This window comes from Streptomyces sp. NPDC102441, from assembly GCF_044765585.1.
In the GTDB taxonomy this organism is placed as follows: Bacteria; Actinomycetota; Actinomycetes; order Streptomycetales; family Streptomycetaceae; genus Streptomyces.
Genome location: NZ_JBIWKH010000019.1, coordinates 59841 through 85214, shown reverse-complemented (window position 1 = coordinate 85214; position 25374 = coordinate 59841). Strand labels below are relative to the sequence as shown.

Here is a 25374-nt window from a genome sequence, read left to right as displayed (position 1 = left end):
CGCCGCCTGCCGTGTTCCTGGTACGCACCGCGCGCACCAGCACTTCGATCCTCGCGGCAGTCCGGCGCGCCCGCCCGGTGAGCCGGGGCTGCTGTCAGTGCCGGGTGCAAGACTCGGCCCATGACCGAACGTTGGGCTCTGGCCACCGCGGAGGGGGGCGGCGCACTCCTCGTGCCGCTGACGCGCGGCGGCCTGCCCGCCGGTCCCGTCCTGGCCGAGCCCGACCTCACCGAGTCCGTCCGCTCCCGCCCCGAGGTGTCCCGCTGGGTCTGGCGCTCGACCGGCGGGATCTACCCCCGGCTGCTCGCGGCGGGCGTGCGGATCGAGCGGTGTTACGACATCGAGTGCGCCGAGCTGCTGCTGCTCGGCCACGAGGGGCGGCTCGGGGAACCCCGCTCCGCCGCGGCGGCCTGGGCCCGGCTGCGCCACGCGCCGGTGCCGCCCGATCCACCGCCCCGCTCGGCGGAGCCCGGCTCCCAGTCCTCCCTCTTCGAGCCGCGCTCCGGCACCGATCTGCCGTTCGAGGCGCTCCTCGAGGTCTACGCCGAGCAGCTCCGCCGCCATGAGGCGACGGAGCACCCCGGGCGGATGCGGCTGCTCACTGCCTCCGAGTCCGCGGGCATGCTGGTCGCCGCCGAGATGAACAGATCCGGGCTCCCCTGGCGCGCCGATGTGCACCGCGAGGTGCTGGACGACCTGCTCGGCGAGCGCTACGCGGGCGGCGGCGAGCCCCGGAGACTGGCCGAGGCCGCGGACGAGGTGTCGGCGGCGTTCGGCAGACGGGTGCGGCCCGATCTGCCTGCCGATGTCGTGAAGGCGTTCGCCCAGGCCGGGATCAAGGTGAAGTCGACCCGGCGGTGGGAGCTGGAGGAGCTCGACCACCCGGCGGTGGAGCCGCTCATCCGCTACAAGAAGCTGTACCGCGTCTGGACCGCCCATGGCTGGAGCTGGCTCCAGGACTGGGTGCGCGAGGGCCGGTTCCGCCCGGAGTACCAGCCGGGAGGCACGGTCAGCGGACGCTGGACGACCAACGGCGGCGGGGCACTGCAGATCCCCAAGGTGATACGCCAGGCGGTCGTCGCCGACGAGGGCTGGCGGCTGGTCGTGGCCGACGCCGACCAGATGGAGCCGCGCGTGCTGGCCGCGATCTCCCGCGACCGTGGGCTGATGGAGGTGGCCGGACACGACGGCGACCTCTACAAGGCCCTGTCCGACCGCGCGTTCCACGGCGACCGCGATCACGCCAAGATCGCGCTGCTGGGCGCGATCTACGGGCAGACCTCGGGCGACGGCCTGAAGAACCTGGCGGCGCTGCGCCGGCGCTTCCCGCATGCCGTCGCCTACGTCGACGACGCGGCGAAGGCCGGCGAGGAGGGCCGCCTCGTCCGCACCTGGCTGGGCCGCACGAGCCCGCCCGCCGCCGGGGCGGGAGAGGACGGGGAAGCGGGCATCCCGCAGGAGAGCGAGGAGCCGCCGGCCGGGGAGAGCACCGGCACGTACGGCTTCACCCCGGGCTACGCCTCGTCGAACGCCAGGGCGCGGGGCCGCTTCACCCGGAACTTCGTGGTGCAGGGCAGCGCGGCGGACTGGGCGCTGCTGCTCCTGGCGGCGCTGCGGCGGGCGCTCTCCGCCGCCGGGATGCGGGCGGAGCTGGTCTTCTTCCAGCACGACGAGGTGATCGTGCACTGTCCGGCCGAGGAGGCGCCCGCCGTGGTGGAGGCGATCCGTGAGGCGGGCGAGCTGGCCGGCCGGGTCGCGTTCGGGGAGACGCCGGTGCGGTTCCCGTTCAGCACGGCGGTCGTCGAGCGCTATTCGGACGCGAAGTAGCCCGGTCGCAAGGGCGACGGCAGGATGCGGACCGCGACGAAGACGGCCGGAAGCCCGGACCGGGGACGGAGTCCCGGCCCGGGCCGCTGCCGCGTGTCTACCCGCGCTCCCAGAGCGCGGGGACCAGCGGCGGTTCCCACCCGGCGAACGCCGAGTGTGCCTGGAGACATCGGTAGGAGACGCCGTCGTGGATCACCCGGTCACCGGCCCGGTAGGAGGTTCCCGCCGTCCAGGTGCCGCCCGGGGGGCCGGTGGGCGGATCGGTGGGGTCCGGCTGCTGGTCGACATCGAGCACGAAGTCGAAGGTGCCCTGCCGCCCGGGCCCCGCGGTGCGCACGTTCATCAGCAGCGCCGGGTCGTAGAGGGCGTCGGTGGCGTTGCGCGGCTCCCCCGGGAAGTACAGCTGCGTGGTCAGCACGGGGTGCCCCGGCGCCTGGGCCTTCACATGGATGTGCCGGGTACGTCCGGGGTAGAGGCCCGCGACCACCGTGGTGAGCGTGAAGGCCCCTTTCGCGTCGGTGAACTGGTGCCCGCGGAAGGCGAAGCCGCTCATGTCGTACGCCCCGCCGTCGTCCGCCTGCCAGAAGTCGAGCAGCACCCCCGGCAGCGGCTCGCAGGCCCGGCCGAAGACGTAACCGCTGACGGTGAGTGGCGTGCCGGGGGTACCGGACGCCACCAGGCTGGTCCGGAGCGGGGAGTCGGGTTTGAAGTAGGGGCCCTCCATCTGCTCGGGGGTCGGATCGTCTCCGTCGTCGCAGGCCGGCGTGAGCGCCAGGGAAGTGCCACCGGCGCCGGTGTCACGAGCGAGGGCGATGCCCCCGCCGGCGATCAGCGGCACGGTGCTCGCCGCGACGGCGGCCCGCAGAAGGTTCTTACGGCTGATCGGGCGGCCGGAAGGACCGGCCTCGGAGGATGAACTCTCGGTCATGGCTGCTTCCTCGGTGTACGGAGTTTCCTCGGACGCGTGTCTCGTGGAGTTCGGTCACGTGCCTCGTGGGCGGAGGAGCCGTCAGATCCGCTGCCAGAGCGCGGGCACGTTCGGCGGCTGCCAGCCGGCCTGCGCCCGGTGGCCCTGGAGGCAGCGGTAGCTCGTGCCGCCGTACGTCACCACCGCACCGGCGGCGTACGTCGATCCCGCGGCCCAGGTGCCGCCCGGGTCGGTCGGCGGATCGGTCGGGTCGGTGGGCGGGTCGGTCGGCGTACCACTGGTGACGAGGGTCAGTCCGTAGGCGGCCAGCGCCGGGTTGACCGGCTGGTAGTACGTCGTACCGCCCTGGGAGCAGTTCCCGGAGCCGCCGGAGGTGACGCCCTGGGCCTGGCTGCCCGAGATGAACGAGCCTCCGGAGTCACCGGGTTCGGCGCAGACGCTGGTGCGGGTCACGCCGGAGATGGTGCCCTCGGGGTAGGTGACGCTGCTGCCGTGCTGCTGGATCGTGCCGCAGTGCCAGCCCGTCGTGGAACCGGAGCGGCAGACCGAGGAGCCGACCACGGCCTGGGTGGATCCGGTGACGGTCACATCGCCGTTCCCGTATCCGTTCACCAGGGCGCGGGGCGTCCAGTTGGCGTTGGTGGCGACCCAGGCGTAGTCACGGCCGGGGAAGGTGGAGCCCTGGAAGGAGCCCTGCGCCTGCTGGTCGGCCCCGGTGGTGGTGACGCCCGGCGTCCCGCAGTGCCCTGCGGTGACGAAGCCGTTCTGGGTGCCGCGTCTGACGGGGAAGCCGATGGAACAGCGGCCTGTGCCGTTCATGTAGTACGCGTCGCCGCCCCGCAGATCCGCGTAGGCGCGGGGCTGTTCGGCGGAGCGGTCGACCCGCACGAGATCGCGGGGGACCCCCGCCTCGGCGAGGAAGCCGTCCGCGGCCGCCGTACGGGCCGTGTTGACGACCAGGCGGTTCGTCCGGATGTCGACGTACCAGGAGGGCACGCCCTCCGGTGCGTTCTTCAGGGCCACCGCGTCCAGCGCCGCCTTGGCCGCTTCGAGTCGGTCCAGGCTGTGGCCGACGACCTCCGCGCGGGCTCCGGCGGCCCTGATCCGGCCGACGTCGGCGCGGTCGGTGGTGGCGACGGTGAGGACGGCCGGATCGTCGCCGATCCGGGCTCCGGCGAAGTCGGCGCCGAGGGACTTCTCCAGCGCCGCCGCGACTGCCGCCGCCCGGTACTCGTCAGCTATTCGGGCCCTGGCCTCGTCGGCGTCGAGGCCGAGGTCACGGCTCATGGCCTTGATCAGTCCCGGCGAGAGCCGGTCGGCGGCGGCAGGAACGGCGCTGCCCGCCTGGTCGGCCGAGGCGACACCGGTCAGGCCGGCGAGGGCGAGCGCACCCACCGCCACGGCGGCGGCTCCTGAGGCGAACACGCGTCTGCGGAACACGGTTGTCTCCACGTCACTCTCCTTGGTTTCGGGGGGCGTCGGGCTCCGGGGGAGCGGAGCCCGGGGTGGCGAACTGCCGAAAACGTAGCGGTGCGCACGCCCGGCACAGGAGATCCCTTCCGCCCCCTAACACCGCGTTATGGGGCGCGCCCCGAGCCGTACCCGAGCGGGGCTCCGCACCGCTATAGGCTCCGGCCATGGCGACGCACGAGCACGAGATCACCGAGCCCGTCGACCTCTGTCTGCCGGACGGCGGCCTGAATCCGGCGGCGGTCGGCTGGTCCAGGAAGCCGCTGCACCGGGCCAATCTGCGGGGCTGGGGCCGGACGAAGCGGTGGGAGTACTGGTGCGTGACCACACCCACCCATCTGGTGACCCTGACGGTGAGCGACCTCGACTTCCTGGCGCTGAACACCGTCTACGTCCTGGAGTTCGGCCCCGGGGGCCGCGAGTTCGAGTGCTCCTCGGTCGTCCCCGCCGGCCGGGGCGTCCGCCTCCCCGACACCATCGCCGGGGCGCCGGGATCCGAGGACGTGGTCGTCGGCCCCGCCCGGCCGACCGGGAGCAAGGTGCGCATCGAGATCCGTGACGAGAACGCGGGCACGCGGCTCCGGGCCCGCTGCCTGACCCCGGAGCGCCTGCCGCTCGAAGTCGGCCTCCTGGTGTCGCGGCCCGAAGGACATGAGTCGCTCTCCGTGGTCGTGCCGTGGAGCGAGCAGCGTTTCCAGTACACCTCCAAGCACACCGCGCTCCCCGCCTCCGGCCGGGTGCGGATCGGCAACGATCTCCTGAGGTTCGGTGGGGAGGACACCTGGGCCGTCCTGGACCACGGCCGGGGGCGCTGGCCGCGTACGGTCGACTGGAACTGGGGCACCGCGTCCGGCCGTACGGACGGGCACACGGTCGGCCTCCAGTTCGGCGGACGCTGGACGGAGGGCACCGGCTCCACCGAGAACGGCCTCTGCGTGGACGGCCGGCTCACCAAGATCGGCGAGGAGCTGGACTGGCGCTGGTCCGCCTCCGACCCGCTGGCCCCCTGGACCCTCCGTACGCCCTCGTCCGGCCAGGTGGATCTGAGGTTCACCCCGTTCCACAACCGGGCCGTGCACACGGACGTCGGTCTGATCGCCAACCGCACCGACCAGTGCTTCGGTCACTACGACGGCCTGATCCGTACCGACGACGGCGAGGAGATCGCCGTGGAGCAGCTGCTGGGCTGGGCCGAGGATGTTCACATGCGCTGGTGACTCCCCCGGGCGCGGCGGCGCGGGTAGGTTTCCCCTCATGCATATAGGCCCACTCCTGGGCTCGGGACGCACCGCCGACGTGTACGCACTCGACGGCCCCTGGGTCCTGCGCCGGTACCGCGACGGCATCGACGCCACCGGTGAGCTGGCCGTGATGTCGTACCTCTCGGCCTCGGGCTACCCGGTCCCGCGCATCGGTCCGCCGGCCGAGGAGGCGCTCCCCGCGGGCCTGGTGATGCAGCGGCTGACCGGCCCGACTCTGGCCGAGGCGCTGCTGGCCGGCACGGTGACCGAGAGCGAGGGCGCGCAGCTCCTGGCGCGGCTCCTGCGGGAGCTGCACGCCATCCCTCCGCGGCTCTCCCAGGACCCCGAGGACCGGATCCTGCACCTGGACCTGCACCCCGAGAACGTGATCCTGGCTCCCGAGGGGCCCGTGGTGATCGACTGGCTGACAGCGGGCGAGGGGCCGCCCGCGCTGGACCGGGCCATGACCTCACTGATCCTGGCCCAGGTGGCCCTCGACCCGGCTTTCCCCGCCGGCTCCCGGCTGCGGGACCTGCTGGCCGCCCTGCTCTGCGGGTTCGCGGACGACGGCGGCGTGCCCGCCGACGCCCTCACCCGCGCCACCGCCCTGCGTGCGGCGGACCCCCAGCTCACCGCGCACGAGGCCGCGGTACTGGACGAGGCGGCGGAGCTGGTCGCCGAGCTGGCGGGCTGACAGCCCCGGGCGCCCGCGTCCGGGAGCGGATCACTTCCGCAGGTAGGCCAGCACCGCGAGGACCCGGCGGTTCGTCGCTTCGGTGAGGGAGAGGTCCAGCTTGGTGAGGATCGAACCGAAGTGCTTGCTGACCGTGCCCTCGCTGACCGTCAGCGCCTCGGCCACCGAGGCGTTCGACCGGCCCTCCGCCATCAGGGCCAGCACCTCCCGCTCGCGCGCCGTCAGTCGCGACAACGGGTCGCGGCGGTGCCGCAGGAGCTGACGCACCACTTCCGGGTCGACGACCGTGCCGCCCTCGGCGACCCGCTGGAGCGCGTCGACGAACTCCTCCACCTTCCCGACACGTTCCTTGAGCAGGTAGCCCACCCCCTCGCCGTCGCCGGAGTCGAGCAACTCCTCGGCGTAGGCCCGCTGGACGTACTGGCTGAGGACCAGGACGGGCAGGCGTGGCCCGGTCTCCCGAAGGGCCACGGCTGCGCGGAGTCCCTCGTCGGAGAAGCCGGGAGGCATCCGTACGTCCGTCACCACGATGTCCGGGCCGTACTCGGCGACGGCGGCGGTGAGTTCACCGGCGGTGCCGACGCCGGCGACCACCTGGTGGCCGAACCTCTCCAGCAGGCCGACGAGGCCCTCCCTCAGGAGCACACTGTCCTCGGCCAGCACGATGCGCAGCATCCAACCCTCATTCGACCAGGTGAGCGGGGACCCGGGGGACGTCGAGCCGGAGCACGGTCGGCCCCCCGGCCGGGCTGGACAGTAGCAGCCGTCCGTCCAGCACGGAGAGCCTGTCGGCGACCCCCTGGAGCCCGGTCCCCCCGGCGGTCGCCGCGCCACCCGCCCCGTCGTCCCGCACCTCGACGGTCAGCCGGTCCCCGTCGTCCCGGCCCGTCACCCACGCCCGGCTCGCACCGCTGTGCCTGGCCACATTGGCCAGCGCCTCGCAGAGCGCGAAGTACACGGCGGTCTCCACCGGCTGCGGCAGCCGCTCGGGTATGTCGAGGTCCACGTCGACGGGTACGGCCGACCGGTCGGCGACGTCCTCGACCGCCGCGGCCAGCCCCCGGTCGGTGAGGACCTGGGGGTGGATGCCCCGGATGAGTTCCCTGATCTCCACCAGTGCCTCCCCCGCCTCCTCGTGCGCCTTGGCCAGCAATCCGCCCAGCGGCTCGGCCGGGCTCTCCAGCCGGGCCAGCCCGAGCGTCATCGAGAGGGCGACGAGCCGCTGCTGCGCCCCGTCGTGCAGATCGCGCTCGATCCGGCGCCGCTCCGCCTCGAAGGCGTCCACCAGCCGCATCCGGGAGCGGCCCAACTCCTCGATACGGGCATCGAGTCCGTCGGACCCCGCGGACAGCAGCGCCCGTGTCAGCGCCGCGCGCGCCACCGCCGCCCACCCGAGCGGATAGGCCAGCAGCGGCAGCAGCACCAGCCCGAGCAGGGCCAGGGCGAAGGCCTGCGCATACGAGTCGGCCAGATAGAGCTTCAGCACCCGCACCTCCTCGCCGCCGGTGACCGCCGCCATGACGACCGGTGTCGCCAGCAGCCCCCCGCAGAGGGCCAGTACGCCCCCGACGAGCAGGCCTTCCAGAGGCCAGAGCACCCCGGCGAACAGCAGCGCGTAGCCGAACTCCCGCCAGGTTGCCCGCTCCCGGAGCCGCGTGCGCAGCCATGCCCACAGCCCGGCGCGCGCCGGCGCACGGTGCGGATCACCGAGGGGCACCGCGTCGATCAGCCGGAGCCTGCGCCGCTCGGCCGCCCCCACCGGGATGCCGATGAGGGCGAGCACCAGCAGGAGCGGCAGGCCGATGAGCACGAGGGTCAGAGCGCCACCCACCACGGCCAGCAGCAGCACGGACAGGAGGAGGACAAGGCCCGCCGGGACGCTGCTCAGCAGGTACAGTGCCGCGCGCCACGGCCAGGCGCCGAGGAGGTAGCGGCGCCGTACGAGGGTCTGCCGGAGGGTGAGTGAGCTCATGACCCGCACCGTAGACAGCACGGACCGGTCACCACCACCCAGTGGGCGGGGGGGCCCGGGGTGGAGCTGGCTCCACCCTCAGGACTCCTCTTCGCTGCGATGTGGACGGCGGGCGCCGCCGGTTGGGTTGACCCCATGAATCAACGAACCGCAGCCGTACGGCTCGACACCGTCACCCGGTCCTTCGGGAAGGCCGCCGACGCGGTCACCGCGCTGGACGGAGTCAGCCTCACCATCCCCCGGGGCTCCTTCACCGCGATCATGGGACCGTCCGGTTCGGGGAAGTCGACGCTGCTCCAGTGCACGGCAGGCCTCGACCGCCCCTCGTCCGGCCGGGTGCTCCTCGGGGACACGGAGATGACCGGGCTGAGCGAGCGGAAGCTCACGCTGCTGCGCCGCGAGCGGATCGGATTCGTCTTCCAGGCCTTCAATCTGCTGCCGGCCCTCACCGCCGAGCAGAATGTGGCGCTCCCGCTCCGGCTCGCGGGCCGCAGACCCCGGCGCGCGGAGGTACGCGAGGTGCTGGAGTGGGTCGGCCTGGGCTCCCGGGCCCGCCACCGGCCCTCGGAGCTCTCCGGCGGGCAGCAGCAACGCGTCGCCCTGGCGCGGGCGTTGGTGACACGTCCCGAGGTCCTGTTCGGTGACGAGCCGACCGGGGCGCTCGACTCCCGCACAGGCCAGGAGGTCCTGGAACTGCTGCGGTCGATGGCCGACGGCGGCCAGACGGTGATCATGGTGACGCACGACCCGGTGGCCGCCTCCTACGCGGACCGTGTGGTGTTCCTGGCCGACGGATCGATACGGGACGAGCTGCACTCTCCGGCCGCCGGAGAGATCGCCGCGCGCATGACCGCCCTGGCGGTGGTCCCGTGCTGAGCTCCGCACTGCGCTCGATGCGGACCCGCTGGGTCACCTTCGTCGGCTCCTTCGTCGCGCTCGCCCTGGGCGTCGGGCTGATCGCCATGACCGGCCTGGCGCTGGCGGCCACCTTCGACGGTCCGGAGCGCGGCCCGGAACGCTTCGCGGGGGCGCCGGTCGTGGTGGCGCCGTCGGACACCCTCCGGGTCGCGACACCCGTCGGGGAGCGTACGGCCCGGCTCACCGGCCCCCGTCCTGTGCCGCAGCCCCTGGCCGACGGGCTCTCCGCGCTGGGGCCGGCGGCGCAGGACCGTGCCTTCCCCGTCCGACTGGCCGGCGAGGAGGCCGTGGGACATCCGTGGTCCGTCGCGGGCGCCGCCCCGTACCGCATCACCTCCGGCCGTGCCCCGGCCGAGGCCGGCGAGGTCGTCGTGACGGCGGGCGTGGGCGCGGGTGCGGGCCTCCGGACCGGCGACCGGGTCCGGATGGCCATCCCCGGCACGGCGGCCGGAACGGATACGCGGACGGTCGTCGGCACGGTGGCGGACGCGGGCTTCGAGACAGCGGTGTTCTTCAGTGACCCCGAAGCCGCCCGCATCCACCCCGCCGTCGACGCGGTGGCCGTGCACGCCGACGCGGCCGCCGTACGGCGGCTGACCGGGACGTTCCCCGGCATGAGCGTCCTCACCGGCGACGACCGGCGTCTGGCCGACCCCGATCCGGACCGCGACAGCGAGGCCCTGACCGCTGTGAACGCGCTGCTCGGCACAGCGGCCGGCATCACCGGTTTCGTCTCGGTCTTCGTGGTCGCCTCCACGTTCTCCTTCGCGGTGGCCCAGCGCAGAAGGGAGTTCGGGCTGCTGCGCACGGCGGGTGCCACGCCCGGCCAGGTGCGGCGCACGGTCGTCGTGGAGGCACTCGTGACCGGCGCCCTGGCATCGGCCGCCGGCTGCCTGCTGGGCCGGGCAGCCGCCCCCCTGCTGGCAGCCCGGCTGGTCGACGGGGGCCTCGCACCGGCCTGGTTCGCGATCGGCGACGCGACGTGGCCACTGCACACCGCCTTCTGGACCGGCCTGGGCGTGGCGCTCGCCGGGGCCGTCGTCTCCTCCCACCGCGCGGGCCGGATCCGCCCCGTGGAGGCACTCCGCGACGCGGCCGTGGACGCCGGGAGGATGCCGCCGGCCCGGCTGCTGCTGGGCGCGGCCGTCCTGCTGACCGGTCTCGGGATGCTGGGATGGTCCCTGCTGACCGACCCCGGGGACGTACTCAAGCGGAAGACGTTCATCCTTCAGCCCATGTGGATCATCGTCGGCTGCGCGCTGCTCTCGCCGCTCGTCGTGCGCCCGCTGACGCGCCTGCTCACCTGGCTGCCCGCCCGGCTGCCGGGCGCCACAGGCCTGCTGGCCCGGCAGAACGCGTCCACCGCCGTCCGCCGCACCGCCGCCGTCGCCGCACCTGTCCTGATCACCGTCGCCCTGGCGGGCTCACTGCTGGGAACCGTGGCCACGATCAACGAGGCCAAGGCCACCGAGGCGGCGACGGTCTCCGGCGCCGACTACGTGGCAGGCGGGGACGGCCCGCTGGACCCGCGTTTCGTGCAGCGCGTCCGGAACGTTCCCGGGACCGTGGCCGGCGCCTCCCGCTCCACCGGGGTCACCGTCCTGGAGGAGGGCACCGCGCTCATCACGTCGGAAGCACGGGCGGCAGATCCGGCCGCCCTCGCGGCGACCGCCCGCCTGCCTCTCGTCGCCGGCCGGATCACGGACCTGGACGACGACTCCATCGTCGTCAACGAGGAGTGGGAGACGCGGACGGTGGGCCGGCGCGTGCGCGTCTGGCTGGGCGACGGCCATGAGGTGTCGCTCCGCGTCGCGGCCGTGATGCGGACCGGCACCGGGAGCAACGGCGTGTACGTGACCCCGGCGAACGCGGTCGGAGCCGGCATCGACCGTATCGACATCAAGCTCCGCGAGGGAGCGGACCGTTCAGCCGTCCACGCCCTCCTGGAGAAGGCCGGCCGGGACACGGGCACCCCGGTCATGACACACGACACGTGGGTGGCCACGCACTACCCGCGCACCGGCGGCAACACCCGCGCGGGCCTGCTGATCGTCCTGGGCATCGCCCTGCTGTACACGGGTATCGCCCTGGCGAACACCCAGGTCATGGCCGTCTCGGACCGGGTACGCGACCTGGCCGTGCTCCGCCTCACCGGGGCCACGAAACCACAGGTGATCCGGCTGGTGGCGGTCGAGGCGCTGATGGTGGTGGGCGTGGGCGCGGTCCTGGGAGGGGCGGTGGCCGGACTGAACCTGCTGGGGGTGAAGAGCGCTCTGGAACTCCTCTCGGTGAGCTCGCCGGTGGTCGTCCCGTGGACGGCCCTCGTCGCGGTGCCGGCCGCGTGTGCCCTCGTGGCCGTGGTCTCCGCCGTACTGCCCGCGCTCGTGGCACTGCGCACGAGGCCGGTCGAGGTGGCCGGCGCCCGCGAGTGACACGGTCGGCTCAGCTGCTGAGCGCGTACGCCAGGGTGAGTACCGGGAACGGCCACACCAACGCGCCGAGCAGCGCCATCCGCCCCATCGGGGTCATGCGGCGCAACGGAGGCGAGCGGTACAGGCCGGTCAGGACCGCAGCGCCCGTGGCGAGCACACCGGCCGCTCCCAGCAGGAACGACATGGGGGACTCACCGGAGGCCGCGCTCCACACCGACACCATCAGCACCAGGAACCCGAGGTAGCTCAGCGCGGCGAGCGGCACGGTCCAGATCAGGGCGACCAGGACGACCAGGCCCGTACTGGCGGGGCGGGGGCGCGCCACGGGCGCCGTGGAGGCGGGGACGGGGAGTGCGGGAAACATGCGCGGCTGCCTTTCAGTACTGCGGAGTACGTGCCTCCACCCTCCGGTAGGTGGCTCCCGCGCGGCATGCGCGCAGATACTCAGGCCTCGCGGCGCACGGCACTCATCACCCGGCGCCCGCCCCGGGGCGGAACCCCCTACGCGCCTGTCACGACCGGCAGTTCGGAGGGCCGGGCCCACTCGCTCCACGAACCGTCGTACACGGAAACCTCGCGGTATCCGGCGAGTTCGGCGCCCAGCGCGAGGACGCAGGCGGTGACGCCCGACCCGCAGCTGACGACCAGATGTTCCCGCTCCCCGAGCAACGCCCCGAGTACACCGCGCAGTTCTCCGGCCGGGAGCATCCGGCCGTCGCGCTGGATGTCCCCGAACGGAAGGTTCAGCGCCCCCGGCATATGGCCCCGCCGAAGCCCCGGACGCGGCTCGGCCCCCGTGCCGGCGAAGCGCTCCCGGGAGCGTGCGTCGAGGACAGCCGATCCCGGGTCCGCCAGGGCGTCCACCACCGCACCGCTGCCGACCAGCATCCCTTCACGGGGGCGGGCCGTGAAGTCACCGGCGCGCTCGGCACCTCCGGGCGCCACCTCCTCCACCGGCAGCCCGGCAGCGGTCCATGCGGGCAGGCCGCCGTCGAGCACCGCGACCCGGTCGAAGCCCATGGCGCGCAGCATCCACCAGGCGCGGGCACTGGAGTAGACGCCGGCCGCGTCGTAGACGACGACGGTGTCCGTGCCGTCGACCCCCAGGGCGCGCATCTCCTCGGTGAAGCGGGCGGCACCGGGCATCGTGTGCGGCAGCGGTCCTGCGGCGTCGGACATCTCCCCGTCGATGTCGAAGCGCCGGGCCCCGGGAATCCGCCGCCCCGCCTCGCGGTGCACACCCACGGAGGCGTCGAGGACCACGAGTCCCGTGGTCGCGAGCCGCGTCGCGAGCCAGTCGGCACCGACGAGCGGCCCCGGCAGGCTTCCGGCGTCATCGGCCGTTCCCGCGTCGTCGGTCATGTCCGTTCTCCCCCTGCTCGTCCGGCATCGGGTCGCACCTGCCGCGCGCGCCGGCTTCACCACGCGCGGCAGATCCCGGTGACAAAAGTACGTGGAGGCGGCGGCCCCGTGCGGCCGGTGAAGCTCATCCGCGAACAGGCCAACGGGGGCCCTCGGTCTTAAGCCCGGGATAAAGGCGCCTTAAGCTATCCGCGCTTCAGGGGGCGCTCGGCCAAGTAACCCCAGACCAGGGGGTTTTCATGGTCGTAACCACACTTGGCCGAGCCAGGGCGTCTGCGTAGCATCAAGCTCCGTCGGCGGCGACCACCGCAGGACGAGAGCGCTCTCAGAACGCGCTCCCGATGCTTTCCCGCGCGTCACCGCCGGCTCCGTGTCCTGTTCTTCCCCACAGAAAAGGTACGCAGACCATGGCCGCTCACCGCGCACGCAGATGGTCACCGGTCGGGCTGGTTCTCCTGCTCTCCGCCGCGCTCGCCGCCGCATTCCTGATCAACACGACCGGGCCGGCCGCCCCCCGGGCCGATGCCGCCCCCACCGCCGGGCAGACGTGGGCCGACGAGTTCGAGGGCGCCGCGGGAAGTGCGCCGGACTCCTCCAAGTGGACCCTGGAGGCCGGCGGTTCGGGCAACGGCAACAACGAGCTGCAGTACTACACCGACAGTGCGCAGAACGCGGCCCTGGACGGCAACGGAAACCTCGTGATCACCGCTCGCCAGAACAACGACCCCGGCCTCCAGTGCTGGTACGGCACCTGTCGGTACACCTCTGCCCGGCTGAACACCGCGAAGACCTTCACTCAGGCCTACGGCCGCTACGAGGCCCGGATCAAGATTCCGCGCGGCCAGGGCATCTGGCCGGCCTTCTGGATGCTCGGCGACGACCTCGGCAGCGCGGGATGGCCGAACAGCGGTGAGATCGACATCATGGAGAACGTCGGCAAGGAGCCCAGCACCGTCCACGGCACCATCCACGGTCCCGGATACTCCGGCGGTGCCGCCATCGGCGCCTCGTACAGCCTGCCCGACGGCAAGGCCTTCGCCGACGACTTCCACACCTTCGCGGTCGACTGGAGCCCGGAAGCCCTGGTCTGGTCCGTGGACGGTCAGACCTACCAGACGCGCACGCCCGCCGATGTGAACGGCGGCAAGTGGGTCTTCGACCACCCCTTCTTCATCATCCTGAACCTGGCCGTCGGCGGTGACTGGCCCGGCAGCCCCGACGGTTCCACCGCCTTCCCGCAGACCATGACCGTCGACTACGTACGCGTCTCGGCCTCCGACGACTCCGGCGGCTCCACCGGAAAGACCGGCCCGATCAAGGGCATCGGCGGCATGTGCGTCGACGTCGCCGGCGCCTCGAACGCCGACGGCACCCCGATCCAGCTGCACGACTGCAACGGCGCCGACGCCCAGAAGTGGACCCCGGCCGACGACGGAACCGTGCGCGCGCTGGGCAAGTGCCTGGACGTACGGGGCGGTTCCACCGCGGACGGAGCCGCCGTCCAGCTCCACACCTGCAACGGCACCGGGGCACAGAAATGGGTCCACACCCGAGCCGGCGCCCTGACCAACACCGGGGCGGACAAGTGCCTCGACGCCACCGACGGTTCCTCGGCCGACGGCACCCGGCTCCGGATCTGGACGTGCACCGGCGCGGCCAACCAGAAGTGGACCGTCGGCTGACCTCCGGAACCCGCATCCCCCACACCTACCCGTGCGAAGGAAGTACCCCCACATGACCCCCCGCCACCAGCTCGACGTCTCCCGCCGCAAGCTGCTCACCGCTCTGGCCGGAGCCGCCGTGGCCGCCCCCGCCATCGCCGTGATCGCCCCGCACGCCCTCGCCACAGCAGATCCGGAGAACAACGGCACGAAGGCCGCCGGCGCACTCCCGCTGACGATCGTCAACAACTCCGGCTCCTTCGGCAACTCCTCGGTGTTCCTCTACATCGTGGGAAACCAGGACGGCAAGCAGGTACGGGTCACGCCCGAGGGCTCACTGGCCCCGATCTCCCTCTCGGACAACGGAGCGGACGGCTTCACCGACTACGCCATCGCCCTGTCCGGCAGCGGTGAGACGAAGCTGTCGCTGCCCTACATGTCCGGCCGGATCTACGTCGCCCTGGGCGACAGGCTGAAGTTCAAGGCCGTGGCGGACGGTGACGGCAACGCCTCCCTCCAGTACCCCGCGGGCTGGGTGACCACCGACCCCAACTACTCCGTGCTGCACGACTGCGCGGAGTTCACGTACAACTCCTCGGGGATGTACTGCAACACCACCATGGTCGACATGTTCAGTGTCCCCCTGAGCATCGGCCTGACCGGCTCCAAGGACCAGGCCGTCGGCACCCTCCGCGACGGCGGACGCGCGCAGGCTTTCGCGGCTGTCAGCGAGATCCCCGAGTTCGCTCCCCTGGTGGTGGACGACCGGCGCATCATCGCCCCCGGCCACGGCCTGGACGCGGGGATCTTCGACAAGGACTACTTCGCCCCGTACATCGACGAGGTGTGGAGCACCTACACGGGCAAGGACCTCACCGTGACCACCAACGCCGGCGCCTTCACCGGCCGGGTCCGCGGCGACAAGTTCGTGTTCGACGGCCCGGCGTCGGTCTCGTTCGGCAGGCCGACCACCCGCGACGTGCTCTTCTGCGACGGGAACCTGGCCGCCCCCAACGACGGCACGACCGGCCCCGTCGCCGCGGTCCTGGGCGCGGGCTTCAACCGCTCCACGCTGGTCAGCGACCCGGCCCAGCCCACCACGGACCCGGCCGCCTTCTACCGGTCCTCGCAGCTGACCAACCACTACTCGAAGGCCATCCACGCGGCGACCCTGGACGGCAAGGCCTACGGCTTCGCCTTCGACGACGTGGCCGACTTCGCCTCGTACATCCAGGACACCGCACCCACGGGCGCCCGGCTGACGCTGACGCCGTTCTAGACGGCGGCCGGCACACCGGACGCCACCCGGAGTCCGCGTCGGCTCGGCGCACGCGAGAGCCCCAGGTCACAGGGGGACCTGGGGCTCTCGGACGTCCGGAAAGAGCAAAAGCCCCAGGTCACGGCGAGTGAGTCCTGAGGCTTCTACAGAGCCGCCTTCGGGATTCGAACCCGAGACCTACGCATTACGAGTGCGTTGCTCTGGCCAGCTGAGCTAAGGCGGCACACTCTGTCGCACCATGGTGCGGTCAGCAGCGACGCCAAGTCTACACAGTTTCCGGGGGTGCTCCGTACCGGGCGTCCCTGCCGCCGTACCCGCAGGTCAGGTGCACTTCTTGCCGTCCTTGGGCGGCGTGCCGTCCAGCAGGTAGGTGTTGATCGCCGTGTCGATGCAGTCACTGCCCCGGCCGTACGCCGTGTGCCCGTCGCCTTCGTAGGTGAGCAAAGTGCCGGAGGAGAGCTGGTCCGCGAGGGACTCGGCCCACTTGTAGGGGGTGGCAGGGTCGCGGGTGGTGCCCACCACGACGATCGGGGCGGCGCCCTCCGCCTCGGTGCGGTGCGCGGTGCCGGTGGGGTCCACGGGCCAGGAGCCGCAGTTCAGCGCGGCCCAGGCGAAGCCCCTGCCGAAGACCGGGGAGGCCTTCTCGAACTCCGGGACCGCCTTCTCCACCGCTGCGGGGCCGTCGAAGGCGGGGGCCAGGTCGAGGCAGTTCACGGCGGCGTTGGCGAACATCAGATTGGCGTACTTACCGCTCGGCTCGCGCTCGTAATAGCTGTCGGCCAGGGCGAGGAGGCCGGAGCCGTCACCGCGCTGCGCCGCGGCGACGGCCTCGCGGAGCTGGGGCCAGGCGGCCTCGTCGTACATCGCGGCGATCACGCCCGTCGTCGCCAGGGACTCGGTCAGCTTCCGGGGCTCGCCCGTCGGCGCGGGCTCGGAGTCCAGATCGCCGAAGAGCTTCTTCAGGGCGGTCGCCGCACCGGCGGTCGACGTGGTGCCGAGCGGGCAGTCGGTCTGCTTCACACAGTCCGCGGCGAACGACTGGAACGCCGCCTCGAAGCCCGCGGTCTGATCACGGTTGATGTCGATCGCGGGGAGCGAGGGGTCCATCGCCCCGTCCAGGACGAGGCGCCCCACCCGGTCGGGGTACAGGTCGGCGTAGGTCGCGCCGAGGAACGTGCCGTACGAGGCGCCGACGTAATGCAGCTTCTCGTCGCCGAGCAGGGAGCGCAGCATGTCCATGTCGCGCGCCGTCTCCACCGTGGACACATGCGGAAGGATCTTGCCTGACCGCTTCTCACAGCCGTCGGCGAACTTCTTGAAGGACTTGTCCAGCTCGGCGATCTCGCCCTTGTCGTCCGGGGTCTGGTCCACCTGCGTGTAGGCGTCCATCTCCTTGCCGGTGAGGCACTTGACGGGTTCGCTACGGGCCACGCCGCGCGGATCGATGGCCACCATGTCGTACCGGGCGCGGACCGGGGCCGGGTAGCCGATGGCCGCGTAACCCTGGAGATAGCCGATGGCCGAGCCGCCGGGGCCACCGGGGTTCACCAGGAGCGAGCCGATCCGTTTGCCCGGTCCGGTGGCCTTCTTACGGGAGACGGCCAGCTTCACGTCACCGCCGTCGGGCTTGGCGTAGTCCAGCGGGGCTTTCATCGTGGTGCACTGGAAGCCCTCCACACCGCAGTCCCGCCAGCTCAGCTTCTGCCCGTAGTACGGCTCGAGTTCCTCGGCTGCGGCCGAACCCGTCGCGGACGCGCTCGGCGCCGAACCTCCGCTGCTGCAGCCGGAGACGAGAAGGCCGGCAGTGCCGAGCGCAGTGGCGAAGATACGGAGCAGGCGCCTGGTGTCCATCCCCGGAGCGTAGCCGCCGTGTGACGACTCGACCGATTCCCTGCTCATACGGGTGAATTCACCCGGCCGCATGCCGCATCAGGAGCGTCGTCCGGGGACGCCGGACGTCAGCCCGCCCGGAGCGCCACCGCCATCGCCTCCACGGCGAGCAGGGGCGCGACGTTACGGTCGAGGGCACGGCGGCAGGCGATCACGGCCTCTATCCGGCGCAGGGTCCGCTCGGGGGTGGACGCCTCGGCGATCCGGTCCAGGGCATCCCGGACGTCGGTGTTGGCGAGGGCGATCCGGGAGCCGAGCTGGAGTGCCAGCACATCGCGGTAGAAGCCGGTGAGTTCGCTGAGCGCGAGGTCCAGGCTGTCTCGCTGTGTACGCGTCCGGCGGCGCTTCTGCCTGTCCTCCAGCTCCTTCATCGCACCTGCCGTCCCACGCGGCATCCGGCCCCCCGCCACGCCGCCGAGCGCCGCCTTCATGTCGTCCGTCTCCTTGACGTCGACCTCCTCGGCGACCTGCTTGGCGTCGTCCGTCGCCGTGTCGATCAGCTCCTGGGCCGCCTTGAGGCAGCCGCCGACGTCGTGGACACGCAGCGGGAGCTTGAGCACGGCGGCACGACGGGCACGCGCACGCTCGTCCGTGGCCAGACGGCGCGCCCGGCCGATGTGTCCCTGGGTCGCCCGGGCTGCCGACGCGGCACGCTCCGGGTCGATGCCGTCCCGCCTGATCAGCACGTCGGCCACGGCGTCCACCGGAGGCGTACGCAGCGTGAGATGACGGCAGCGGGAGCGGATCGTGGGCAGCACGTCCTCGAGGGAGGGGGCACAGAGCAGCCACACCGTGCGGGGCGCGGGCTCCTCCACCGCCTTCAGCAGGACGTTGCCCGCGCCCTCGGTGAGACGGTCGGCGTCCTCCATGACGATGACCTGCCAGCGGCCCACGGCGGGGGACAGCTGGGCGCGGCGGACGAGCTCACGGGTCTCCTTCACACCGATCGAGAGCAGGTCCGTCCGGATCACCTGCACATCGGCGTGGGTTCCGATCAGCGCCGTGTGGCAGCCGTCGCAGAAGCCGCAGCCGGGAGCCCCGCCCAGCGCGCGGTCGGGGCTGGTGCACTGGAGTGCGGCGGCGAAGGCACGGGCGGCGGTGGACCGGCCCGAGCCGGGCGGGCCCGTGAACAGCCAGGCATGTGTCATCTTCGAGCCCGGGGGCACCGGCTCGCGCGCGGAGATGGCGGTGACCAGCACATCGGCATCCCGGGCGGCGGCACCGAGCTGCTCCTGCACCCGGTCCTGTCCGACCAGGTCGTCCCATACGGTCATGGTCACCGCCCTTCCGGAGGTGGTGTGGTGCTGGAACGCCGGAATCCCAGCGCTTCCCTATTGTGCGGGAAGGGTCTGACAATCCCGGCGTTCCGTACCCACACCCGGCGTCCGCCTGTCAGCGGCGCGGCCGGCGCCCGCCCCGTCCGGTGCCGCCCTTGTCGTCGTCCTGACCGCCGAGCAGTTCGTCGGCCAGGGACGGCAGATCGTCGAGCGGCGTCTCCTCGGCCCAGTCGGGACGCGGCCGCTTCCGGCGGTCGGAAGCGTCCTGAGCCGCCCGCCCTGCCTGCGGGTCGTCGCTGACCTGGGGCAGCTCCCGCGTGCGCTCGTTCTCGTTCTCGGGGCGGGAGGCCCGGCGCTCGTCCCGTACGGGCGGCAGCACAGCCGTCTCGTCCGCGTCCCGCACGGGCGGAAGGACGGTCGTCTCGTCCGCCTCGGGGGCCGGGCGGTCCGGCCGGGCGACCGGCACGGGCTGCGTGATCTCGTTCGGGTTCACGACCGGAGTCGGGACGGTGAGCTCGTTGTCCGGCACGGACGGCCCGGACTGCCCGGACGTCCCGGAGCCGGACTCCTGGGAACGCTGTGCGGCAGTGGCTGCCGCCTCCTCCTCGGCCCGGGCAGCCGCCTCCGCCTCGGCGCGGCGGCGAGCCTCCTCGGCCCTCACCAGCGACTCCTCGGCCTTGCGCTGCTTCTCCAGGCGCAGTTCCTCCGCCTCCTTGCGGAGCCGCGCCTCCTCCTGGGCCTGCAGGCGCAGCCGCTCCTGCTCGGCCTCGCGCACCCGCTCCTCGGCCTCGAGACGGGCCCGCTCCTTCTCCGCACGGCGTCGGGCCTCCTCGGCACGCTGCCGGGCCTCCTCCGCCTGCCGTTCGGCTTCGCGCTGCCGCGCCTCTTCCTCCTCGCGGCGCCTGCGCTCCTCCTCCTCGGCGCGGAGCTTGGCGAGCTGAGCCTGCCGCTCAGCCTCCAGCCGCTCCTCCTCGGCCTTGCGGGCGGCCTCTTCCTCGGCCTTGCGCCGGACCTCTTCCTCGGCCGCCTTGCGTGCCTCTTCCTGGGCCCTGATCTCGGCCTCGGAAAGCGGCAGCAGCCGGTCGAGCCGGTGGCGTACGACGGTGGTGATCGCCTCCGGTTCCTGCCCGGCGTCCACCACCAGGTAGCGGGCCGGGTCGGCCGCCGCGAGGGTGAGGAACCCGGACCGCACCCGGGTGTGGAATTCGGCCGGCTCGGACTCCAGCCGGTCGGGCGCCTCGGTGAAGCGTTCCCGTGCCGTCTCCGGGTCGACGTCCAGAAGGACCGTCAGATGCGGGACGAGCCCGCTGGTCGCCCAGCGCGAGATCCGGGCGATCTCGGTCGGGGCGAGGTCGCGGCCCGCGCCCTGGTAGGCCACGGACGAGTCGATGTAGCGGTCGGAGATGACGATCGCGCCGCGCTCCAGCGCCGGACGGACGACCGAGTCGACGTGCTCGGCCCGGTCGGCGGCGTACAGCAGTGCCTCGGTCCGGTTCGACAGACCGGCCGACGAGACGTCCAGCAGGATCGACCGCAGTCGCTTGCCGACCGGGGTGGCCCCAGGCTCCCGGGTCACGACGACCTCGTGGCCCTTGGCGCGGATCCACTCGGCGAGCGCGTCGACCTGGGTGGACTTGCCGGCTCCGTCACCGCCCTCCAGGGCGAGGAAGAAACCGTTCGCCGCGGGCGCGACGGCGGGGTCGCCGCCGCGCAGTGCCTCACGCAGGTCACGGCGGAGAGGCACACCGGCACGGTCGTCGGTTCTGGCGAGGACGATCACCGCGACGGGCAGCAGAAGAGCACCGATGAGCATCAGTGTGAAGGCCGCGCCGCCATGTGCGAAGACGAAGTCGCCGGACCCCAGACGGTGCCGTCCGATGGCGGCGGCGAGCAGCGGGCCGCCCACCGCGCCGAGCGCGACCAGCACCCGGACGACGGCCTGGAGGTGCTCGGTGGACCTGGACTGCCGGAAGGCCTCCGTCTCCTGGTCGATGACCGCATGCCCGATGTGGGCGGCGACCCCCGCCGCGTAACCGGCGAGCAGTGCGATCAGCAGCCCGGTGGCGGTGTCGGGCACCAGGCCGAGCGCGAGGAGCGCCACGCCCGTGACGGCGACCGCCAGGGCCAGCAGCCGGCGCCGCGACAGGGCGGGCAGCACCTTCCGCGCGGTACGGATACCGAGCGCGGTGCCCCCGGCCAGGGCCAGGATCAGCAGGGCGAAGGTGGCGGGCCCGCCACCGAGATCGGCGGCATGCAGCACGGAGACGCCCGCCGCGGCGGCCACGGCCCCGGCGACGGCGGAGCACGCGGCGACGACCAGCGGGATGCTGCCGGTGCGGCCCTTGTCGGACCCCGTTCCGGTGGAGGGCCTGCGCAGGCCCTCCAGGGGCGAGCGAGGCCGGGGTGTCTGCGTGGCCGGGATCTCGAGGAAGTACAGGGTCGAGACGGAGGCGGAGAAGAGTCCCGCCGCGATGTAGGACCCGAGAGCGGCCTGGTGGAAGGAGAACCAGTCGAAGCCGGTGCCGAGGAGCTCACCGATCAGCGCGGCGACCACCAGCACGGCCGCGGCCACGGGGACCGACAGGAAGTTCGTCCGGAGGGAGAGCCTGCGGAGGGCGTCGAGGTGGTCCGGCAGCGGGCGCACGGCGGCGCCCTCCAGGGGCGGGGCGGGAAGCAGCGCGGGAGCCGCGCTCTCCTTGGCCACTGCCCACAGCCGTTCGCCGACGCCTGCCACGAAGACGGTGATCAGGATCATCATGAGTGCCTTGTCCGGCATCCAGTCGATCCACAGGGGCGCGACGACCAGCAGGGCGAGCCGCAGTGCGTCCGCCCCGATCATCAGCCAGCGCCGGTCGATCGGACCCCCGGGCGCCGTGAGCGCCGTCAGAGGTCCCAGTAGTACGGCTCCGAAGAGCACGGTGGAAAGAATCCGGGCACCGAACACGGCGGCGACGGCAAAGGCCGCCCCGCGGTATCCGGCCCCGAAGGAGCCCTCGAGGACCGCCGCCTGCAGCGACAACAGCACAAGCACAAGAAGGGCGAGTGAATCGCCGATACTGCCGACGAGCTGGGCGCTCCACAACCGCCTGAGCGGGGGAACACGCAACAGGGCTCGTACGGCGCGCTCGCGTGAGTCTGCGGCAAGTGTGTCGGAGGTGGGGCTCACGACCGGTGGCTGCTCGGCTCGCGTCATCCGCCCAGCCTATCGGGAGCGGTGCGGTGCCCGGGGGCCGCGTCCGAACATATGCCCAACGGAAACGCCGGCCGTCCTCGCACGAACGACGGAAGGGCCAGGTCACCCCGGCCCTTCCGTCGTTCACGCACGGCGTTCGCGGCCTTGCGGCCGGCGGTCAGCTCTCCTCGGACGAGGCCGAAGCGGTCTTCTTCGCAACGGCGGTCGCCTTCTTCGCCGGCGCCTTCTCGGCGGCGGTCGTCTTCTTCGCGGCCGTCGTCTTGGCGGCGGTGGCCTTCTTGGCCGTCGTCGTCTTCTTCGCGGTCGTGGCCTTCTTCGCGGTCGCCTTCTTGGCCGGGGCCTTCTTCGCCGTCTTCTTCTTCGCCGGCCCCTTGGCCCGCTTCTCGGCGAGCAGCTCGTAACCGCGCTCCGGCGTGATGTCCTCGACGCTGTCATCGGTCCGCAGCGTCGCGTTCGTCTCGCCGTCGGTGACGTACGCACCGAAGCGGCCGTCCTTCACCACCACCGGGGCACCGCTCACCGGGTCCGTGCCCAGCTCCTTCAGCGGCGGCTTGGCGGCAGCCCGCCCGCGCTGCTTCGGCTGGGCGTAGATCGCCAGCGCCTCTTCGAGGGTGATGTCGAAGAGCTGGTCCTCGGACGTCAGGGAACGAGAGTCCGTGCCCTTCTTGAGGTACGGACCGTAACGGCCGTTCTGCGCGGTGATCTCGACGCCCTCCGCGTCCTCGCCCACGACCCTCGGCAGGGACATCAGCTTGAGCGCGTCGGCCAGCGTCACCGTATCGAGCGACATGGACTTGAAGAGTGACGCGGTCCGCGGCTTCACCGCGTTCTTGCCCGTCTTCGGGGTGCCCTCGGGCAGCACCTCGGTGACGTACGGGCCGTAGCGTCCGTCCTTCGCGATGATCTGGTTGCCGCTGACCGGGTCGGCGCCGAGCTCGAAGTCGCCGCTCGGCTTGGCCAGCAGCTCCTCCGCGTACTCGACGGACAGCTCGTCCGGCGCCAGGTCCTCCGGCACGTCCGCGCGCTGGTGGCCCTCGGCGTCCTTCTCGCCACGCTCGATGTACGGGCCGTAGCGGCCGACGCGGAGCTTGATGTCGTTGCCGACGGGGAACGAGGAGATCTCGCGGGCGTCGATCGCGCCCAGGTCGGTCACGAGCTCCTTCAGACCACCGAGGTGGTCCCCGTCGCCGTTGCCCGCGGAGGAGGCGGCGCCCGCACCGGTCGTGCCGTCGCCGGTGCCGAAGTAGAAGTGCCGCAGCCACGGCACGGACTGGGCCTCGCCGCGCGCGATGCGGTCGAGGTCGTCCTCCATGCGGGCGGTGAAGTCGTAGTCGACGAGCCGGCCGAAGTGCTTCTCCAGCAGGTTGACCACGGCGAACGAGAGGAACGACGGCACCAGGGCCGTGCCCTTCTTGAACACGTAGCCACGGTCGAGAATGGTCCCGATGATCGAGGCGTACGTCGACGGGCGGCCGATCTCGCGCTCTTCGAGCTCCTTGACCAGCGAGGCCTCGGTGTAACGGGCCGGCGGCTTGGTGGCGTGGCCGTCGACCGTGACCTCGTCGGCGGTCAGCGCGTCGCCCTCGGCGACCTGCGGCAGCCTGCGCTCACGGTCGTCCAGCTCGGCGTTCGGGTCGTCCGCGCCTTCGACGTACGCCTTCATGAAGCCGTGGAAGGTGATCGTCTTGCCGGACGCGGAGAACTCGGCGTCCCGGCCGTCGCTCGCCCGGCCACCGATCTTGACGGTGACGGAGTTACCGACGGCGTCCTTCATCTGGGAGGCGACGGTCCGCTTCCAGATCAGCTCGTAGAGCCGGAACTGGTCGCCGGTGAGGCCCGTCTCCGCCGGGGTGCGGAATCGGTCGCCCGAGGGCCGGATCGCCTCGTGCGCCTCCTGCGCGTTCTTGACCTTCCCGGCGTACGTCCGGGGCTTGTCGGGCAGGTAGTTCGCCCCGTACAGCTGCGTGACCTGCGCCCGGGCCGCGGAGATCGCGGTGTCCGAGAGGGTCGTGGAGTCCGTACGCATATAGGTGATGAAGCCGTTCTCGTACAGCTTCTGCGCCACCTGCATCGTGGCCTTCGCCCCGAAGCCCAGCTTCCGGCTCGCCTCCTGCTGGAGGGTCGTCGTACGGAAGGGTGCGTACGGCGAGCGGCGGTACGGCTTCGACTCGACCGAACGCACCGCGAACGAGGAGTCGGCGAGGGCGGCGGCCAGGGCGCGGGCGTTCGCCTCGTCCAGGTGCAGTGTCTGCGCGGACCCCTGCTTCAGCTGCCCGTCGGAGCCGAAATCGCGGCCCTGGGCGATGCGGCGCCCGTCGACCGCGCTGAGGCGGGCGGTGAGCGTCGAGGGGTCGGAGACGTCACCGGTGCGGCCGGTGGCGAAGGTGCCGGTCAGGTCCCAGTACTCGGCGGAGCGGAAGGCGATGCGCTCGCGCTCCCGCTCGACGACGAGGCGGGTGGCGACGGACTGGACACGGCCCGCGGAGAGCCGCGGCATGACCTTCTTCCACAGGACCGGCGAGACCTCGTAGCCGTAGAGGCGGTCGAGGATACGGCGGGTCTCCTGGGCGTCGACCATGCGCTGGTTGAGCTCGCGCGGGTTGGCGACGGCGGCCCGGATCGCGTCCTTGGTGATCTCGTGGAAGACCATCCGGTGGACCGGGACCTTGGGCTTGAGAACTTCCTGCAGGTGCCACGCGATGGCTTCGCCCTCGCGGTCCTCGTCGGTGGCGAGGAAGAGTTCGTCTGATTCGGCGAGGAGCTGCTTGAGCTTCCTGACCTGGGCTTTCTTGTCTGCGTTGACGACATAGATCGGCTGGAAGTCGTTCTCGACGTCCACGCCGAGGCGGCGCACCTCACCGGTGTACTCGTCCGGCACCTCGGCGGCGCCGTTCGGCAGGTCGCGGATGTGCCCGACGCTCGCCTCGACGACGTATCCGGGGCCGAGGTAGCCCTTGATCGTCTTCGCCTTGGCAGGCGACTCGACAATGACGAGTCGGCGGCCTGCGGTCTCGCTGGTCGGGGACAACTTCGCTCTTCTCTCCGGTCGGCACTCGTGGGCATCCGGGCAGCGCTCTGGCGCTGCCTGCGGTGCTGTCGCTGCGGAGTGTGACGGTACAACCCGCCCCCGTGTCAAACGGCAAAAGCCCGCAACGGCCACTCGAACGGTAACCCGACTTCCGCCATTCCTGCCGCCCGGACCGCCTGGTCCGCTCCTCGCGCTGCTGTCG

General features: G+C 72.3%; 17 protein-coding genes and 1 tRNA gene. 7 read left to right on the top strand and 11 right to left on the bottom strand.

All coding sequences use genetic code 11. The features are described 5' to 3' along the window. The first annotated feature begins 120 nt into the window (after window positions 1–120). Window positions 121–1827: a bifunctional 3'-5' exonuclease/DNA polymerase gene (locus ACIREO_RS33910; protein WP_404117311.1), complete on the top strand. Its 1707-nt coding sequence runs from the start codon at window positions 121–123 to the stop codon at window positions 1825–1827. A 97-nt stretch (window positions 1828–1924) separates the two neighbouring features. Here the strand turns inward: ACIREO_RS33910 and ACIREO_RS33905 are convergent, their stop codons facing one another. Further along, the gene (locus ACIREO_RS33905) at window positions 1925–2755 is read right to left on the bottom strand and encodes a carbohydrate-binding protein (RefSeq protein WP_404117305.1); all 831 of its coding nucleotides are present in this window, start codon (window positions 2753–2755) and stop codon (window positions 1925–1927) included. Window positions 2756–2836: 81 nt separating this feature from the next. Then, the gene (locus tag ACIREO_RS33900) at window positions 2837–4207 is read right to left on the bottom strand and encodes an alpha-lytic protease prodomain-containing protein (RefSeq protein WP_404117302.1); all 1371 of its coding nucleotides are present in this window, start codon (window positions 4205–4207) and stop codon (window positions 2837–2839) included. Window positions 4208–4392: 185 nt separating this feature from the next. Between ACIREO_RS33900 and ACIREO_RS33895 the strand changes: the two genes are divergently transcribed. Both ACIREO_RS33895 and ACIREO_RS33890 read left to right on the top strand, forming a co-directional pair. After that, window positions 4393–5442: a DUF2804 domain-containing protein gene (locus ACIREO_RS33895; protein ID WP_404117300.1), complete on the top strand. Its 1050-nt coding sequence runs from the start codon at window positions 4393–4395 to the stop codon at window positions 5440–5442. A 37-nt stretch (window positions 5443–5479) separates the two neighbouring features. After that, complete coding sequence (locus ACIREO_RS33890; RefSeq protein ID WP_404117298.1) at window positions 5480–6160, top strand: phosphotransferase; 681 nt, start codon at window positions 5480–5482, stop codon at window positions 6158–6160. Between the two features lie 30 nt (window positions 6161–6190). Here the strand turns inward: ACIREO_RS33890 and ACIREO_RS33885 are convergent, their stop codons facing one another. Together ACIREO_RS33885 and ACIREO_RS33880 are read right to left on the bottom strand one after the other, a co-directional pair. Further along, complete coding sequence (locus ACIREO_RS33885; protein ID WP_404117296.1) at window positions 6191–6835, bottom strand: LuxR C-terminal-related transcriptional regulator; 645 nt, start codon at window positions 6833–6835, stop codon at window positions 6191–6193. A gap of 7 nt (window positions 6836–6842) precedes the next feature. Continuing rightward, window positions 6843–8132: a sensor histidine kinase gene (locus ACIREO_RS33880; protein ID WP_404117293.1), complete on the bottom strand. Its 1290-nt coding sequence runs from the start codon at window positions 8130–8132 to the stop codon at window positions 6843–6845. Window positions 8133–8267: 135 nt separating this feature from the next. Between ACIREO_RS33880 and ACIREO_RS33875 the strand changes: the two genes are divergently transcribed. Both ACIREO_RS33875 and ACIREO_RS33870 read left to right on the top strand, forming a co-directional pair. Further along, window positions 8268–9008: an ABC transporter ATP-binding protein gene (locus tag ACIREO_RS33875; protein WP_404117291.1), complete on the top strand. Its 741-nt coding sequence runs from the start codon at window positions 8268–8270 to the stop codon at window positions 9006–9008. Then, on the top strand, window positions 9002–11482 hold the full coding sequence (locus ACIREO_RS33870; protein WP_404117288.1) for an ABC transporter permease: 2481 nt from the start codon (window positions 9002–9004) through the stop codon (window positions 11480–11482). Before ACIREO_RS33875 ends, ACIREO_RS33870 begins: the two co-directional genes overlap by 7 nt. Window positions 11483–11492: 10 nt before the next feature. Here the strand turns inward: ACIREO_RS33870 and ACIREO_RS33865 are convergent, their stop codons facing one another. Together ACIREO_RS33865 and ACIREO_RS33860 are read right to left on the bottom strand one after the other, a co-directional pair. Continuing rightward, window positions 11493–11846 (bottom strand): hypothetical protein, encoded by a 354-nt coding sequence (locus tag ACIREO_RS33865; protein WP_404117285.1) that lies wholly within the window; start codon window positions 11844–11846, stop codon window positions 11493–11495. Between the two features lie 137 nt (window positions 11847–11983). Beyond that, on the bottom strand, window positions 11984–12844 hold the full coding sequence (locus ACIREO_RS33860; protein WP_404117282.1) for a sulfurtransferase: 861 nt from the start codon (window positions 12842–12844) through the stop codon (window positions 11984–11986). Between the two features lie 407 nt (window positions 12845–13251). Between ACIREO_RS33860 and ACIREO_RS33855 the strand changes: the two genes are divergently transcribed. Together ACIREO_RS33855 and ACIREO_RS33850 are read left to right on the top strand one after the other, a co-directional pair. Next, window positions 13252–14526: a family 16 glycosylhydrolase gene (locus tag ACIREO_RS33855; RefSeq protein ID WP_404117280.1), complete on the top strand. Its 1275-nt coding sequence runs from the start codon at window positions 13252–13254 to the stop codon at window positions 14524–14526. Window positions 14527–14578: 52 nt separating this feature from the next. Beyond that, window positions 14579–15784 carry a beta-1,3-glucanase family protein gene (locus tag ACIREO_RS33850; RefSeq protein ID WP_404117277.1) on the top strand — a complete coding sequence of 402 codons (1206 nt, stop codon included), beginning with the start codon at window positions 14579–14581 and terminating at the stop codon, window positions 15782–15784. 149 nt (window positions 15785–15933) lie between these two features. On the opposite strand, the gene ACIREO_RS33845 is transcribed toward ACIREO_RS33850, so the two are convergent. The 5 genes from ACIREO_RS33845 to topA all read right to left on the bottom strand — a co-directional run bounded on the left by ACIREO_RS33845 (window position 15934) and on the right by topA (window position 25172). Then, a tRNA-Thr gene (locus ACIREO_RS33845) sits at window positions 15934–16007 on the bottom strand. 98 nt (window positions 16008–16105) lie between these two features. Beyond that, window positions 16106–17635 carry an alpha/beta hydrolase gene (locus tag ACIREO_RS33840; protein ID WP_404117275.1) on the bottom strand — a complete coding sequence of 510 codons (1530 nt, stop codon included), beginning with the start codon at window positions 17633–17635 and terminating at the stop codon, window positions 16106–16108. 107 nt (window positions 17636–17742) lie between these two features. Further along, window positions 17743–18948 (bottom strand): DNA polymerase III subunit delta', encoded by a 1206-nt coding sequence (locus tag ACIREO_RS33835; protein WP_404117272.1) that lies wholly within the window; start codon window positions 18946–18948, stop codon window positions 17743–17745. Between the two features lie 118 nt (window positions 18949–19066). Further along, entirely contained in the window at window positions 19067–22144 is a 3078-nt protein-coding gene (gene tmk / locus ACIREO_RS33830; protein ID WP_404117269.1) for a dTMP kinase, read from the bottom strand. Window positions 22145–22301: 157 nt separating this feature from the next. Continuing rightward, window positions 22302–25172: a type I DNA topoisomerase gene (gene topA, locus ACIREO_RS33825; RefSeq protein ID WP_404117266.1), complete on the bottom strand. Its 2871-nt coding sequence runs from the start codon at window positions 25170–25172 to the stop codon at window positions 22302–22304. Window positions 25173–25374: the final 202 nt, after the last annotated feature.

Coding starts and splice junctions, on each gene's coding strand:
- ACIREO_RS33910 (WP_404117311.1), top strand. CDS start 121: ATGACCGAACGTTGGGCTCTGGCCACCGCGGAGGGGGGCGGCGCACTC.
- ACIREO_RS33855 (WP_404117280.1), top strand. CDS start 13,252: ATGGCCGCTCACCGCGCACGCAGATGGTCACCGGTCGGGCTGGTTCTC.
- ACIREO_RS33890 (WP_404117298.1), top strand. CDS start 5,480: ATGCATATAGGCCCACTCCTGGGCTCGGGACGCACCGCCGACGTGTAC.
- ACIREO_RS33875 (WP_404117291.1), top strand. CDS start 8,268: ATGAATCAACGAACCGCAGCCGTACGGCTCGACACCGTCACCCGGTCC.
- ACIREO_RS33885 (WP_404117296.1), bottom strand. CDS start 6,835: ATGCTGCGCATCGTGCTGGCCGAGGACAGTGTGCTCCTGAGGGAGGGC.
- ACIREO_RS33860 (WP_404117282.1), bottom strand. CDS start 12,844: ATGACCGACGACGCGGGAACGGCCGATGACGCCGGAAGCCTGCCGGGG.
- ACIREO_RS33840 (WP_404117275.1), bottom strand. CDS start 17,635: ATGGACACCAGGCGCCTGCTCCGTATCTTCGCCACTGCGCTCGGCACT.
- ACIREO_RS33880 (WP_404117293.1), bottom strand. CDS start 8,132: ATGAGCTCACTCACCCTCCGGCAGACCCTCGTACGGCGCCGCTACCTC.
- ACIREO_RS33905 (WP_404117305.1), bottom strand. CDS start 2,755: ATGACCGAGAGTTCATCCTCCGAGGCCGGTCCTTCCGGCCGCCCGATC.
- ACIREO_RS33865 (WP_404117285.1), bottom strand. CDS start 11,846: ATGTTTCCCGCACTCCCCGTCCCCGCCTCCACGGCGCCCGTGGCGCGC.
- tmk (WP_404117269.1), bottom strand. CDS start 22,144: ATGACGCGAGCCGAGCAGCCACCGGTCGTGAGCCCCACCTCCGACACA.
- ACIREO_RS33895 (WP_404117300.1), top strand. CDS start 4,393: ATGGCGACGCACGAGCACGAGATCACCGAGCCCGTCGACCTCTGTCTG.
- ACIREO_RS33835 (WP_404117272.1), bottom strand. CDS start 18,948: ATGACCGTATGGGACGACCTGGTCGGACAGGACCGGGTGCAGGAGCAG.
- ACIREO_RS33850 (WP_404117277.1), top strand. CDS start 14,579: ATGACCCCCCGCCACCAGCTCGACGTCTCCCGCCGCAAGCTGCTCACC.